This is a genomic window from Pengzhenrongella sp. (genome assembly GCF_036565025.1).
In the GTDB taxonomy this organism is placed as follows: Bacteria; Actinomycetota; Actinomycetes; order Actinomycetales; family Cellulomonadaceae; genus Pengzhenrongella.
In genome coordinates, this window is record NZ_DATCNW010000017.1 from 1 (window position 1) to 13116 (window position 13116).

At 67.0% G+C, this 13116-nt stretch carries 12 protein-coding genes and 1 riboswitch; of the genes, 5 read left to right on the top strand and 7 right to left on the bottom strand.

What is annotated here, in order from left to right; all coding sequences use genetic code 11:
• Positions 1-14 precede the first annotated feature (14 nt).
• Both VIM26_RS00800 and VIM26_RS00805 read right to left on the bottom strand, forming a co-directional pair.
• A complete protein-coding gene (locus tag VIM26_RS00800; protein WP_331948403.1) occupies positions 15-812 on the bottom strand; it encodes a C1 family peptidase in 798 nt (265 codons plus the stop codon).
• Positions 813-814: 2 nt separating this feature from the next.
• Positions 815-1147, bottom strand: a complete 333-nt coding sequence (locus tag VIM26_RS00805; RefSeq protein WP_331948404.1) for a protease inhibitor I42 family protein — start codon at positions 1145-1147, stop codon at positions 815-817.
• Between the two features lie 676 nt (positions 1148-1823).
• Here VIM26_RS00805 and VIM26_RS00810 point away from each other — a divergent pair.
• The 4 genes from VIM26_RS00810 (at position 1824) to VIM26_RS00825 (ending at position 8184) form a co-directional block, all read left to right on the top strand.
• On the top strand, positions 1824-3461 hold the full coding sequence (locus VIM26_RS00810) for an alkaline phosphatase family protein (protein WP_331948405.1): 1638 nt from the start codon (positions 1824-1826) through the stop codon (positions 3459-3461).
• A 610-nt stretch (positions 3462-4071) separates the two neighbouring features.
• Positions 4072-4962 (top strand): formate dehydrogenase accessory sulfurtransferase FdhD, encoded by an 891-nt coding sequence (gene fdhD, locus VIM26_RS00815; RefSeq protein WP_331948406.1) that lies wholly within the window; start codon positions 4072-4074, stop codon positions 4960-4962.
• Positions 4959-7295, top strand: a complete 2337-nt coding sequence (locus VIM26_RS00820) for an FdhF/YdeP family oxidoreductase (RefSeq protein WP_331948407.1) — start codon at positions 4959-4961, stop codon at positions 7293-7295. Before fdhD ends, VIM26_RS00820 begins: the two co-directional genes overlap by 4 nt.
• A gap of 252 nt (positions 7296-7547) precedes the next feature.
• A riboswitch (SAM riboswitch) is annotated at positions 7548-7659 on the top strand.
• Positions 7660-7704: 45 nt separating this feature from the next.
• A complete protein-coding gene (locus tag VIM26_RS00825; RefSeq protein ID WP_331948408.1) occupies positions 7705-8184 on the top strand; it encodes a hypothetical protein in 480 nt (159 codons plus the stop codon).
• Between the two features lie 176 nt (positions 8185-8360).
• Here VIM26_RS00825 and VIM26_RS00830 read toward each other — a convergent pair whose 3' ends face one another.
• Complete coding sequence (locus VIM26_RS00830) at positions 8361-8723, bottom strand: hypothetical protein (protein WP_331948409.1); 363 nt, start codon at positions 8721-8723, stop codon at positions 8361-8363.
• Between the two features lie 679 nt (positions 8724-9402).
• Between VIM26_RS00830 and VIM26_RS00835 the strand changes: the two genes are divergently transcribed.
• Positions 9403-10092: a hypothetical protein gene (locus VIM26_RS00835; RefSeq protein ID WP_331948410.1), complete on the top strand. Its 690-nt coding sequence runs from the start codon at positions 9403-9405 to the stop codon at positions 10090-10092.
• 929 nt (positions 10093-11021) lie between these two features.
• Here VIM26_RS00835 and VIM26_RS00840 read toward each other — a convergent pair.
• The 4 genes from VIM26_RS00840 to VIM26_RS00855 all read right to left on the bottom strand — a co-directional run.
• Complete coding sequence (locus VIM26_RS00840) at positions 11022-11144, bottom strand: hypothetical protein (protein ID WP_331948411.1); 123 nt, start codon at positions 11142-11144, stop codon at positions 11022-11024.
• A gap of 190 nt (positions 11145-11334) precedes the next feature.
• Positions 11335-11895, bottom strand: coding sequence for a dihydrofolate reductase family protein (locus tag VIM26_RS00845; protein WP_331948412.1), 561 nt, complete (start codon positions 11893-11895; stop codon positions 11335-11337).
• Between the two features lie 57 nt (positions 11896-11952).
• On the bottom strand, positions 11953-12270 hold the full coding sequence (locus VIM26_RS00850) for a YkvA family protein (protein ID WP_331948413.1): 318 nt from the start codon (positions 12268-12270) through the stop codon (positions 11953-11955).
• 76 nt (positions 12271-12346) lie between these two features.
• Positions 12347-13116 (bottom strand): hypothetical protein (locus VIM26_RS00855; RefSeq protein WP_331948414.1); only part of this gene is annotated, 770 nt, incomplete at its 5' end.

Consider the following 13116-nt stretch of genomic DNA (forward strand, 5'->3'; position numbering starts at 1 on the left):
CCGGTCCGGGTCCGTCAGGGAAGCGCGGGCTTCTCGACCGCGTAGATGGCCCAGAAGTCACTGGCCAGCGACCGGTCGATGAGATAGGCGTACGGCATGGTGCAGTAGCCGTTCATGCCCCAGCCCGTACCCCAGGAGTTGCGGACGATGAAGCGCTGCGTCGCGTCGTCGTACCCGACGGCGACGACCGCGTGCCCGCCGAGCAGGCGCTCGGACCGCTGCGGGAGCGGGACGATGCCGCTGCGCGCGACGTCCTGGCTCTCGAAGCTCTCGTAGACCGAGAAGCCGAAGACGATCGGGATGCCGGCGGCGAGGGCACCCTGCATCTGGGGCAACGTGTGCTGAACCCGCCGGTAGACCGTGGCCTGGTGGTCCTGGGCCTGGGTGTAGGCCGCCTGCGGCGGCTTCTCGGCGAATCGGGCGATGTCGTAGGCCCACGTGTCCTCGGGGCAGACCCCGAGGCGGTGCACGGACTTGATGCCGTCGCGGATCATCGCCCCGGCGTCCTGGTCGACGGTGCCCTCGATCTGGCGCTCGTTGTAGTAGATGAACAGCCGCGAGGGGATGAAGTCCGTCATCTCCTCCTTGATCTGCGCGAACTCGAACGCGGCGCCGATGGCGTTCGCCGTACAGCTGCCGAGCTGGCCCTGGTCGTAGATCGCCGGGCACTGGGCGCGCAGGTCCACCGAGCTGGGCAGGCTGGCGAGCACCGCCTCGGAAGCGGCAAACGCGAAGTCACGAGCGTCCGGCAGGTCAGGCACCCACCCGTACCCCTTGACACTCCGCGACTTGAGGTCGACGTTCTCCGGCATGATTACTCCTCTTCCTGATCGTTGGCTGATCTGACCTGGACATCGATCCGGCGCGTCACTGCGGCCGCATTCTCCCAGGACCGGCGCTCCTGCAGGAGCACCGCCGAGGTTCCCGACTTAACCGCAACAATCGCTACGACCTGCGCGACGCTCCCGACCGGGGCGGGTGAATCCCGACCCGGGAGTGCGTCCTCGTAGTCGATCGTGACGCGCACGCTGTCCCCCTCCACGCTGGACTGCCACCGATAGCCGCCGCCCCCATGAGTCGGTAGGACAAAGCGGCGCTCATCGCCCGGCCCGAGCTGAAGCCGCTCCGGGAGCCCCGCATCACTCATGGCACCCCCGATACGTTCCAGGTCGATGCTCCGCGCCCAAGGTCACCCCGCACGAGGAACCGCCAGCAATCTCATCGTGCTCGCCCCGGGCACCGGCGGTCAATTGTTCGTGCGTGGCTCTCCGCGCGGCGATCCCCCGTGCCCCGGCCGGCGGCAGCCCGGTCCAGCTGCTCGAGCGCGAGCTGCGCATCAAGGGAGGAGGTAAGCCCGGGCACCCATCGCTGCGGGCAGACGCGCGAGTCGTGCGAAGAGGCGCCCTCGTTCCAGACTGTGCGGACTCAATCCAACACGACGTCGGCTTGATCCACGTTCGGGCCTTCAAGGTGAAACGCTGAGAACTGATCGTCACTTCCGTCACCCCGGCCGCGCGCCTACTGGGGACGTCCTCGGCTCCCGGTGCGAAGTAAGCCAAGGCCTACGAAGCCCGCGTGCGCGCCGGCGAGCTCGTGGGAGTCGTCGACGCGCACTGACGATCACTGGCTGGGCTGGTCACCGGCCGCAAGAACGCACACCTTGAGTGGCTTTCCTGGGCGTTGCGGAAGGGTTCATCGACTGTTCACCACACAGTGGTCTCCTCGTTGGTCCTGCGGGTCCCTCGACGCCGAAGGTGGGGGCGCAACCGTTGAACCCCTTGGAGGATGCTGTGCACCGTTTCCCCGTTCGAACGATCGCTGTCATGGGCGCGGCGTCGCTGCTCGCCGCGGCCGGGACCGCCGCGGCAGCGACGGCGTCGTCGGCCTCGGCGAGTCCCGCGCGCGCCAAGAGCGTGCTGCTGCTGTCGGTGGACGGCCTGCACCAGTCGGACCTCACTTGGTTCGTGGCCGCGCACCCGCACTCAGCGCTGGCCGCCCTGGTCGCCTCCGGGGTGGACTTCACGCAGGCCAAGACCCCCGTCCCCTCCGACTCCTTCCCCGGCATGGTCGGCCAGGTGACCGGCGGGAACCCGTCGAGCACCGGCGTGTACTACGACGACACCTGGAACCACGCGCTGCTGCCGGCCGGCACCACGGCGTGCGCCGGGGTGGCCCCCGGCGTCGAGGTCACCTACCACGAGGGCCTGGACAAGAACCCGCTCGACCTCGACGCGGGCCAGGGGCTCGCCGGCCTGCCCAGCAGCATCCTCACCATGACGGGAAACCCGCGCACCCTGATCGATCCGGCAACCCTGCCGGTCGACCCGAAGACGTGCAAACCGGTCTACCCGCACTCCTACCTCAAGGTGAACACCGTCTTCGAGGTGGCCCGCAAGCACGGCCTGGGGACCGCCTGGTCCGACAAGCACCCCGCCTACGAGATCCTCAACGGCCCGTCAGGCAACGGCGTCCAGGATCTGTTCACCCCCGAGATCAACTCCACCGCCGATGCCAAGGGCAACGACTGGACCACGGACAACGCCCTGACCCAGCGCTACGACGGCATCAAGGTCCAGGCCGTCCTGAACGAGATCGACGGCTTCGACCACGGCGGGCGCGTCCGGACCGCCGTCCCGGGCATCTTCGGGATGAACTTCCAGGCCGTCTCCACCGCAGAGAAGCTCCCCACCTCCGACGGGCTCGCCGGTGGCTACCTGGCCGACGGCGTGACGCCCGGGCCGCTGCTGGCCCGCGCCCTGGTCGGCGTCGATGCCCAGGTCGGCCGCCTGGTGCACGAGATCGCGGCCCAGCACCGCACGCGCTCCACCACGGTGATCCTGTCCGCCAAGCACGGCCAGTCCCCGCAGCAGCCCTCGGCGCTGACCCGGATCGACGACAGCGCGCTGACCGACACCGTCAACGCCGCCTGGGCCACCGCTCACCCCGCCTGGGTCTCCGCGCACCCCGGAAAGTCGCTCGTCCAGGGCGGCACGGACGACGACGCGATGATGTGGTGGCTGAATGACTCGTCCCAGGCGGCCGCCGACTTCGCCAAGCGGACCCTGTGGGCGCAGTCCGGTGTCGGCAACGACATCAACGGCGCACCCAAGGCGTTCCAGCACGCCGGGCTCGCCTCGATCCACGCCGGGGCGCAGGCCGCAGCGTACTTCCACGTACCCGCGGCCGATCCCCGGGTGCCGGACATCTTCGGTGAGGTCCAGCACGGCGTCGTCTACACCGGCAAGAAGAAGAAGATCGCCGAGCACGGCGGGACCGACCCCCAGGACCGCAACGTCCCGATCGTGGTGAGCGGCGCCGGCGTCGCCGGCAGTGGTTCCCTGTCGGCCTCTCCGGTCGAGACGACGCAGATTGCCCCGACCATCCTGGGGCTGCTCGGCCTGAACCCCAGCGAGCTTGGCGCCGTCAAGATCGAGCACACCCAGTCGCTGTCCCTGAAGTAGGGCGAACATCAAGGTCTGGGGCCCGGCGCAGACCCTGCGTCGAGCCCCAGACCCCGCGAGGTCTTCATCGACAGCACCCACGAGTCGCGGAGCAGCTCAGATGCTCGGCACGCGTTGAGCAACAGCCCTTTGTGAGTGCGTGACGACCAGGATGTCGGTGGCGTCGGGGGCCGCGGACTCTCGTTCCAGGTGCTGTCTGCCGTGCCTCCGACCTGTGGTTAAGTCTTCGGAGAGTCGGCAGCCGTGGGTGGTGGCTACATTCGCGGCTACACGGACCCCGAGCCGGGGCCGCCGCTACCAATGTGGAAGTCTCGCTACGCCGCTGACCAGCGCAAACACTCGCCCGTTTGACCCGACCATGAGCCGAGGACCCTTTATCCGCGGCTGACAGGCACGGCTATACCGGCCGAGTACGAGGCGGTCCAGCACCTGTTGGCCAGTCATCTGCTCGAAGACCTGGGACAGATCGCTGCTGGACGCGCAGCGCGTCCGGTGCCCGTCTCGGTGTCCTCGTCGAGGTCAAACACCACGTCTACGGCTGGAGACGCAACCGGCGCGCAGGGACGCGCGGTGTGTTGTCACCCTCGGGACCTCGTGCGACTATCGCCGGATGGGACGAGTCATGGCACGGCGTCAGGTCACCAGATTGACGCTGGAAGGCGAGGTTGTGATCCGTCCAGACAGTCTCGCCGTCGAAGAGCCACTCGAGATTCGGGTGGCAGGCCGCTCGCTCGCGGTCACGATGCGTACACCGGGCGACGACTTCGAGCTCGCGGCGGGTTTTCTGGTCTCTGAGGGCGTGATCGCACGAGGGGAGGACTTCCGTGCTGCGCGCTACTGCGCGGGCGCATCCAAGGACAACGCGAACACGTACAACATCCTCGACGTCACTCTGGCGCCCGGTGTACCCCTTCCCGACCCGAGCCTTGAGCGGGCGTTCGTCACAACAAGTTCCTGTGGGTTGTGCGGTAAGGCGAGCATCGACGCGGTGAGAACCCGATCGGCCTTTACGATCCGGGACGACGCGGCTCGCGTCGACGTCGAGCTTCTCGCGCTGTTCCCAGCCAGGCTCCGAGCAGGTCAGGAGACCTTCGACCAGACCGGCGGACTGCACGCGGCGGCGCTCTTCGACACCGCCAGCGGCGAGGTCCTGGTGCTTCGCGAGGATGTGGGCCGCCACAATGCGGTTGACAAGGTCGTCGGCTGGGCGCTCCAGCACGATCGCCTGCCGTTGTGCGGGACGGTCCTCATGGTGTCGGGGCGCGCGAGCTTCGAGCTGACCCAGAAGGCGCTGATGGCGGGGATCCCGATGCTGGTCGCCATCTCGGCGCCATCGTCTTTGGCCGTCGACCTGGCGGTCGAGGTAGGCATGACACTCGTCGGGTTCCACCGTGGGCACTCGATGGTGGTCTATGCCGGTGGCGATCGGATAGTCCGCGGTCGAGCACGAGCCGTCACAGAAGCCGACCGGCCCGGGGCTCGAGATGCGGGTGTGGCGTGACCCCGGATCCAGCGGGCCACGACATCACCGAGGACGACAAGGACCTGAGCGTCAGCAAGCCGCGGAGGTGGGCCGCTGGCATCCCGGGCATCTCTCGCTCGATGAGATTCGCTCTGAAGCGGATGGGCGTCCGCCGCAGCCTGCACACGCTTCTGGCGCTGAACCAGAAGGACGGCTTCGACTGCATGAGCTGCGCATGGCCGGACCCGCCCGAGCGAAAGACGGCGGAGTTCTGCGAGAACGGGGCGCGGGCCGTCGCATGGGAGGCCGACCGGCTGCGCGTCTCGACGGAGTTCTGGGCTCAGCATTCGACCGGAGAGCTGGCCTCCCGCTCCGAGTACTGGCTCGGGCAGCAAGGCCGGCTCGTCGAGCCGGTCTACAAGCCAGCAGGAGCCGACCACTACGTGCCGGTGACCTGGGAGGCGGCATTCGAGATCATTGCCCGCGAGCTGAACGCCCTCGACTCGCCGGACGAGGCGACGTTCTACACGAGCGGACGCACCAGCAATGAGGCGGCGTACGCGTACCAGTTGTTCGTCCGGGCGTTCGGTACGAACAACCTCCCGGACTGCTCGAACATGTGTCACGAGTCGACGAGCCTGTCCATGGCCGAAACCATCGGTGTGGGCAAGGCAACCGTCTCTTATACCGACTTCGCCAAGGCCGACCTGATCATCATCATGGGTCAGAACCCTGGCACGAACCACCCTCGGATGCTCACAGCGCTCGAGGAGGCCAAGGAGGCGGGAGCCAGCATCGTGGCCGTCAACCCGCTGCCCGAGGCAGGGCTGATCCGCTACAAGAACCCGCAGCGACCCCGTGGGCTCGTCGGCAAGGGCACCGCGATCGCCGATCAGTTCCTGCAGGTGCGGATCGGTGGTGACATGGCACTGCTCCAGGCCGTCTGCAAGCGCGTGCTCGACGCCGAGGCGACGGCACCGGGGACGGTTCTCGACCACGCGTTCCTGACCGAGCACTGCCAGGGGCTCGAGGAGCTCAGGGCCCACCTTGAGGGTCTCGACGAGCAGGAGGTGCTCAGGGCGACTGGGCTGCGTGTCGAGGAGATAGACGAGCTCGCGGCTAGATACCTGCGGGCCGAGCGGGTCATCGTCTGCTGGGCGATGGGGCTGACGCAGCACAAGAAGGCCGTCGCCACGATCGCCGAGATCATCAACCTGCTGCTCTTGCGCGGCAACATGGGCCGTCCGGGTGCCGGTGCTTGTCCCGTTCGCGGGCACAGCAACGTCCAGGGCGATCGGACCATGGGCATCTGGGAGAAGCCGCCCCAGTCGTTTCTCGATGCATTGCAGGTGGAGTTCGGGTTCGACCCGCCGCGGGAGCACGGCTGCGACACGGTGGAGTCGATCCGGCGCATGCGGGACGGTGGTGTCAAGGTGCTCGTCGCGCTCGGCGGCAACCTCGTGTCCGCTGTGTCGGACACGACTGTTGCGGAGGCCGCGATCCGCAGCACGCGGCTGAGCGTGCAGATCTCCACCAAGCTCAATCGGTCGCACGCGGTGACCGGTGAACAGGCGTTGATCCTGCCGACGATGGGCCGCACCGAGATCGACGTCCAGGCCAGCGGTCCGCAGTTCGTGACGGTCGAGGACACGGTCTGCGCTGTGCACGCGTCGAGCGGGAGGCTGCAGCCCGCCTCACCGTTGCTGATTTCTGAGGTCGCCATCGTCAGCCGCATGGCCGCCGCGACGCTGGGCGCGAAGGTCGCGGTGGACTGGGCGGCTTTCGAACGCGACTACGACGCCGTCCGCGACCACATCGCGCGAACCGTGCCGGGTCACGAGGACTACAACCGCCGAGTGCGCCAGGAAGGGGGGTTCGTCCTTGCGCACGGGCCGCGCGACGAGCGGAGGTTCCCTACGAAGAGTGGCAAGGCCATGCTCTCCGTCAACGAGCTCGAGACCACTTATGCGCCGCCGGGCCGGCTGCTGCTGCAGACGCTGCGGTCCCACGACCAGTTCAACACGACGATCTACAGCCTCAACGACCGTTATCGCGGGGTCCACAACGGGCGCAGGGTCGTGTTCGTGAACCCGGACGACCTGGCCGAACTGGGCGTCGAGGACGGCGCGTGCGTCGACCTGCACAGCGAGTGGCCCGACGGCGTCGAGCGCGTCGTCGAGCAGTTCCGGGTCGTCTCCTACCCGACGGCACATGGCTGCGCGGCGGCGTACTTCCCGGAAGCGAACGGGCTGGTGCCGCTCGACAGCACGGCCGAGCGCAGCAACACCCCGACGTCGAAAGCCGTGGTCGTGCGGCTGGAGCCGGCCCGCGTGCACACTCTGGCTGCTGGACGCGCGGTCACGTCGCGCTGATCGGGCGCGCCGAGATCTTCAGACGCGACGCTACTGCGCAGGGTGATCCACCCGCCATCGAGCGTGTCGATGTAGCCGGGTGCAAGGCACATGCACCCTCATCTACTCAGGCACGCCCCCTTCGACCAGTCGCGAGGCCCCGGGAGGAGCCGGCGGGCTGCTTCCCAGGGTGTCGCGCCGGGCTGACGGCGCTGAAAGTACCCAGACCTGCTCACTGAAATTCCCCACCCCGCCCGACTACGATCACTTCTAGGTCAAGAGAGGCAGCGCTAAGCCCCTGAGCTAGCTGCCCGGCAACCCGGCTTCGCCTGGGTGCCCCTGAGGGAAGACCCGGCCCAAACGCACGTGTCGGCAAGCGCGGATCACCGGGCGACAGCCGCGGGGTCCCTTGAGTTCGGGGAGTGCCGTCATGTCCAAGAAGATCGATCCGAGGTCGTCGGGTCAGCTGCCCATCCCCGACCTGCACCGTTTGGGCTGCACCGCCTACATTGCCGGGCACAACGTCCACTGGATCCAGGCGCTGCACACGTCGGACAAATCCGAGGTGTCCGCGCAATCGTGGCGCGGACAGCTAGTCACCGTGGACGGTGAGGTGCTAACGGTCCGCAAGCCAGAGGACCACCTCATCCGTTTCCGGAACCACGACCCTGCCCGGCTGGTCGCTGTCCTCGAGCGCACTGGTGTAGACGTGCTCATCAACGACCAGTACGCCATCTTGCGGGTTGGCTCGTTCTGCTTCTCGATCAAGGCCGACAGCGGGGAGCCGCTCGGACCGTGCCCGATCGATCAGCTGCCGCCGAATCTGACAGCTGAGCAGATCGTGGCGCGTGTTCGCACGCACGGTGGCTTCAGCCTCGATCCACGTGATGAAGTTGGTCTCGCGGGCTGATCGAGAACGACGAATGCCATTCTGAACTGGGGCGATGGCACTCACTTAGGGTTCCAACGCACCATTGGGACCCCAAATCGCCCGGGCGGTGACCTTGGCGTAGGACCGGGCTCGCTCAGCACGCTGGGTGCCCAGCCGCGCGGGGCTCATCAACGCGCGGTGCCGCACGTGGTCGTTCATCGCCGCGGCCGCCGAGCGGGCGAGTTCATCTCATACCGGGCGGCGTGCTCACGCAGGTACTCGCGCAGGTAGGGAATGGTGAAGTCCACGTAGCCTCGCCCGGCCGCCTCGATGATCCCGGCATCGATGAGGCGGCTCCGGTACACGCTTGCGTAGTACGCGCTCTCACCCATCCGCTCAGCGACTGTCCCGGTGTGCGAACACCCAGAGTCGTGCGACATCGCCAGCAGGTACGTCCGGTCGACCGCAGACAGGTCGCCCAGCGCGGTCTCGTGCACGGTGCTGCCCAGGCGTTTGCGGGCGGCGGGGATGCCCTGGTGGACAGCATCGAGGTCAACGGGGACGTTCTCGCCCGCCAAGGTCCGATAGGGAGGTGGTTTCGGGTGTCGCATCTGTGACCGGCACGCCGCGGGCAGGCGGGTACGTGCGACGTTGGTCACGGCTGCATGACTACCCGGGCCGGCTCCTGAGTGGCTCGGATCGCGGCTGCCCGTGATCCCGCGGTTGTTGACGCCGCGGGTTCAGCTCTCAGGGCGGCGCCAATCGGGCTGTCTGCCGCGGCGGCAGGGCAAGCCAGGGCCGCCGCGGACGCCATCGGCCTCGCCGCTCGCGACGGCTCCACTGAACCGCACGACAAGGCTCTGCCCAACCCGGCGAGAGAAGTGTCCAGATTTCGGCCGCCGTGAGATGCTCAGCTTCCTCCGTCGTCGACGGGCAGTTCCGATCGGATCGGGCCATAGTGTGTCGAACTGGTCTCGGTCAGCGGGCGCCACAGAGCCCGCTAGGGAGAACTCGATGCACTTGCGTCTACACATTCATCTTGCATCAACTGCCCTCATCGCGTTCGTCGGTGCCTTCACGGCCCCGGCAACGGCTGCGACAAGCCCTCAGGATCCCGTGGTGGTCCCTGGTGATTTGGACGGCGCGAGGGCCTTCAGCTTCGGCGTTGGTTCAGATGGGGTGCTGAACGTCGGAAAGACTCTCAATAGCGTTTGAAATTGATCGCTGTGTTCGCTCCTAATAACGCGGAGGGCCACGATGGCTGAAGACGCTCGCCGAACGCAGGACAATGATGGGCGTCGCCGCGTGGGCCCGGGCGGCAGAAAAGATGTTCGCGATTTTGTCTTGCCATATCGCCATGGTAAATACTGGAACTGGGACCCAGTGAAGCGTCAGTCGGAGACAGCCGCTCATCTGATGGCACGAATGCCCCTGGACACTGAGGCATCTGCAAACGCATGTCTCCAGATGGCCGAATTGGTTGCCAAATCAGCGATCGACCGTGCCGAGGCAGCCGATCATCGGGCGTCGACGATCGCAGGTAGTGTTTCGATTGCTGCCAGTTTCACGCTCAGTGCCGCGGGCCTCCTGCTCGATGAAAGTAAGTGGCCGACTGATTCAAGGCCACGCACACTTTTCGCAATTGTACTCTGCTTGACGACTGGCCTCTTTGTTCTCGCGGCTCTGTACTCTCTTAGAGCGCTCGTTTCAAAGAAGACACGATATTGGAAATGGATCGACCCGAACGACCTCTGGGCTATCTTGGGCGAATCGACAGCAGAAGGGCGTACTGGATTGCGGGCGGCGCGCCTCCTCGATAACTTCGCCTCCAACTGGGAGATCGCGGATCTGAAGAATCGTAATATCGACAATGCGCTTCGGTGTGTATTATGCGCATTGTCGGCACTAACGGGTTTGGCTGTTATTGCGGCCAGCACGGTATGGTGACGCGACGAAGTCGGCTTGGGCCCGCCGCGACTCGCGCAGCGGGCGACCGGTGACCTACGACCTGCAGCGAGGCGCGGCCTCATTCACGATCGACGAATCGGCGACCAGCTCGGCATAGTCGCGCCCCAAGCCTCTCCTCAGATCGCCATGGACCCGCACTCGAGCATCGTCGTGACGCCTCTGATCGGCTGCCGGAGTCGACCTCGTCGAGTCCGAGCCAAAACCCGCCGCGCGCCGAGCAGGTCACGCCCTGCCAGCCGGGCATCCTCGGCATCTTCGGCTCCGCCACCAGCCAGACCATGACGACCTCAACGTGGGCAGCGTGCAAATTTACGCTCAGGAGATGCATTTAGTCACGGGAACGTTCTCACCAGCCAACAGCGGCAGGGTGCAGGTTCTTCGTAGGGGCCTTCACGCGTTTGGTTCGGGTTTGACGGCCCACCACACCCTTCGTCGCGTCAAGGCTCTTTGTCTGCGACCTCGAAGCCCAAGTCGCTCAACGACACACAGCGGTCAAGTGCCGGTCCGCAAGCGACATCGGTCGCGGTAGCCGACGTCACGGACCCATGCCTGGTGGCCCAGATCTCGCGGCGCGCGCCGCCCATCAAGAGCGCCGTCAGCGAGGCGTTCCCGCGGGAACGCCTCGCACCGAGGCCGGTCCGTGTCGCCAAGAGGTGAACGTTTCCGTCTCGCCCTCTGGGATGAAACGTTCCCACGGAGACGCTTCTCGCGCCTCGCCGTGACGACGCCGAGACGACGCCGAGTACGGTCGCTCGGTACGTTCCGGCCCAGCTCACGAGTGGCGGTATGTGCTGCGGAACCTAGGTTCGGATCCCGGCGGGTGGACGTCTGTCAGGTGGTGTTCAGGTGACCCTGCCTGAGTCGAACGGGCGGCCTCTCTTAGCAGGTGAGCGTGATGTCCAGTTGAGCTACATGAGCGTGCTGAGCAACGCGGGCGCCAGGATCGCCAGGATCATGCTCCCAGCGAGCACGCCGCCGACCCACCGGATCATCAGGAGTCGGCGCCTGGCTCGGGCGTGTGTGCTGTTCATGAGGTCTCCGAGTAGTCGAGCGGCTTGCCGCCGGGGATTACGACCCGGGCGACACCCGGGGAGGTGTCCAGGATCTAGTGGCACATCGGGCAATGGGCGTGGTCGGCGAGCAGGACAAGGGTGGCGTCCGCGCTCACCCTGTCATGGAAGCACGGGTGGCTTGACGGGACCTGAACGCTGTCCGTCGCGGTTACGGAAGCCGCGGCGACCGAGCCGCCTCGATGACGCGGTAGTCGAGAATCAGGTGGCTTGTCGGCGAGATCACGCCCCGGATCGGGACGAGGCCGATCGGCGGCAACCCGTCGAGGAGTTTTCGCCCGGTGCCGGCGATCGTCGGCGCGAGCGCGAGCCTGAGATCGTCGACGACGCCTGCGGTCAGCAGGGCCTGTGCGACCGAGATGCTGGCGTGGACGCCGATGTCGCCTCCGGGTTGGCTCTTCAGGTCTCGCACGAAGTCGACCAGCCCACCGTCGATCGCACTCGCGTTGGCCCACCCGGCGTCGAGCGGCGGGGAGGTCGCTACGTACTTCGGGACCGAGTTGATGAATGTCGCGAACGGCTGAATCTCGCTACCCGGCCAGAACCCAACCCATTCGTCGTAGCTGCGACGGCCCAGGATGACGGCGTCCTGCGTGGCGATCCAACCGGCGGTGGCGGCGTCCAGCGCGTCGTCCCATTCGGTGAAGAAGCCATCGGGAGCCGCGGCAACACCATCGAGCGACATCAGCTCGCACACGACGACCTTTCGCACGCGCCCAGTCTCGCCGCGCAACCCGGCCGACGACAAGCGGGGTTCGGAACACTGCGGTCAATCCAGCAGATCTGGCTTCCTCCGGCCTCTCACGCCTGCATCCTCAAGTCGCCTCTTGACCGTCACGAGCTTGTAGACGAATACCGCTGCGGCGGCGACTGCGCCGGCATCGTCGAGGAGGCCGATCGGTCCAAGCATCACCTCAGGCAACAGGTCGACCGGGCTCGCCAGGTAGACCAGAGCCGCAATCATCGCGATCAGCCCGCGCGGCGGGACGCGGTAGCGCCACATGACGAACCCGATGACGGCCACCCCAAGCAGCGAGAGGACGCCGAGCAGCACGAGCACCAGGGTCAGCAGGTCGGACATGTCCATGGCGTCCACTGTGCCTCATCCGTCGAGAACGGCTCTGGAAACGGACACGTCAGAACGACGACAGCCCCGGTCGGCGCTAGCTGGTGACGACCGACGGCGCGTTGTAGGCATCGGCCGCGAAATGGACACCGCGACCCGAGCCGCTCGACGGCCAGCTCGCGGCGATCTGCCTCGACTCGCCGGGGAGCAGCCAGACGTAGTTGTCGCCGTAGGTGGCTGGGAGGATCCGGCCGCCGAGGCGGCCCCGGACCGACAGGCGCACCATCGGGGCGACCGCGTGCCCGCGGTTGGTCACGGTCAGGGTCGCCGTCTGCTGGTCTCCTGCCGGGCGGGCGCTGCCGACCGAGAGACTCAAGCGTGTGCCCCCCATCGAGTTGAGCGCACCCATGTCACCCGGCGTCCCGTACCGCCAGTACGTGTTCTGCGACAGGAGCACCCTGGATGCGTCGCGCATCTCGAGCCGCACGAGGTGCAGGGCGGGTGCCCCGGCGGGCGCAGCGACCGTGAACGCGGCCGCGACGTCGGACGGGGCGATGTCCAGCGTCTGCGCCTGCGGCGAACCGAGCAGGGCTCCGGCCAGGGAGTACAGGCTCGCCGTGATGGTGACCTTTGCTCGCGCCTGCGGGGTGTGGTTCACCGCGATCACCCGCCACGCGACGGGGTCGGCCTGGACGTGCAGCGGTTCGCAGCCCTTGCGGGAGCCGTAGTAGGCGCCGTTCACATCGAGGTCGTAGTCGTACGTCTGCCAGACGGTGCTGTGCCATGCGGGATGCGACATCCACAGCAGCAGGCCAGTGGCGTCCTTCCACAGGTTGGCGTTCCACGCCTCGAACATCGCCCGATGGT

Excerpts from the sequence above, each read along its gene's own strand:
- VIM26_RS00805 (WP_331948404.1), bottom strand. The coding sequence starts at position 1,147 with ATGAGTGATGCGGGGCTCCCGGAGCGGCTTCAGCTCGGGCCGGGCGAT.
- VIM26_RS00850 (WP_331948413.1), bottom strand. The coding sequence starts at position 12,270 with ATGGACATGTCCGACCTGCTGACCCTGGTGCTCGTGCTGCTCGGCGTC.
- VIM26_RS00835 (WP_331948410.1), top strand. The coding sequence starts at position 9,403 with ATGGCTGAAGACGCTCGCCGAACGCAGGACAATGATGGGCGTCGCCGC.
- VIM26_RS00825 (WP_331948408.1), top strand. The coding sequence starts at position 7,705 with ATGTCCAAGAAGATCGATCCGAGGTCGTCGGGTCAGCTGCCCATCCCC.
- VIM26_RS00800 (WP_331948403.1), bottom strand. The coding sequence starts at position 812 with ATGCCGGAGAACGTCGACCTCAAGTCGCGGAGTGTCAAGGGGTACGGG.
- VIM26_RS00810 (WP_331948405.1), top strand. The coding sequence starts at position 1,824 with ATGGGCGCGGCGTCGCTGCTCGCCGCGGCCGGGACCGCCGCGGCAGCG.
- VIM26_RS00840 (WP_331948411.1), bottom strand. The coding sequence starts at position 11,144 with ATGAACAGCACACACGCCCGAGCCAGGCGCCGACTCCTGATGATCCGG.
- fdhD (WP_331948406.1), top strand. The coding sequence starts at position 4,072 with ATGGGACGAGTCATGGCACGGCGTCAGGTCACCAGATTGACGCTGGAA.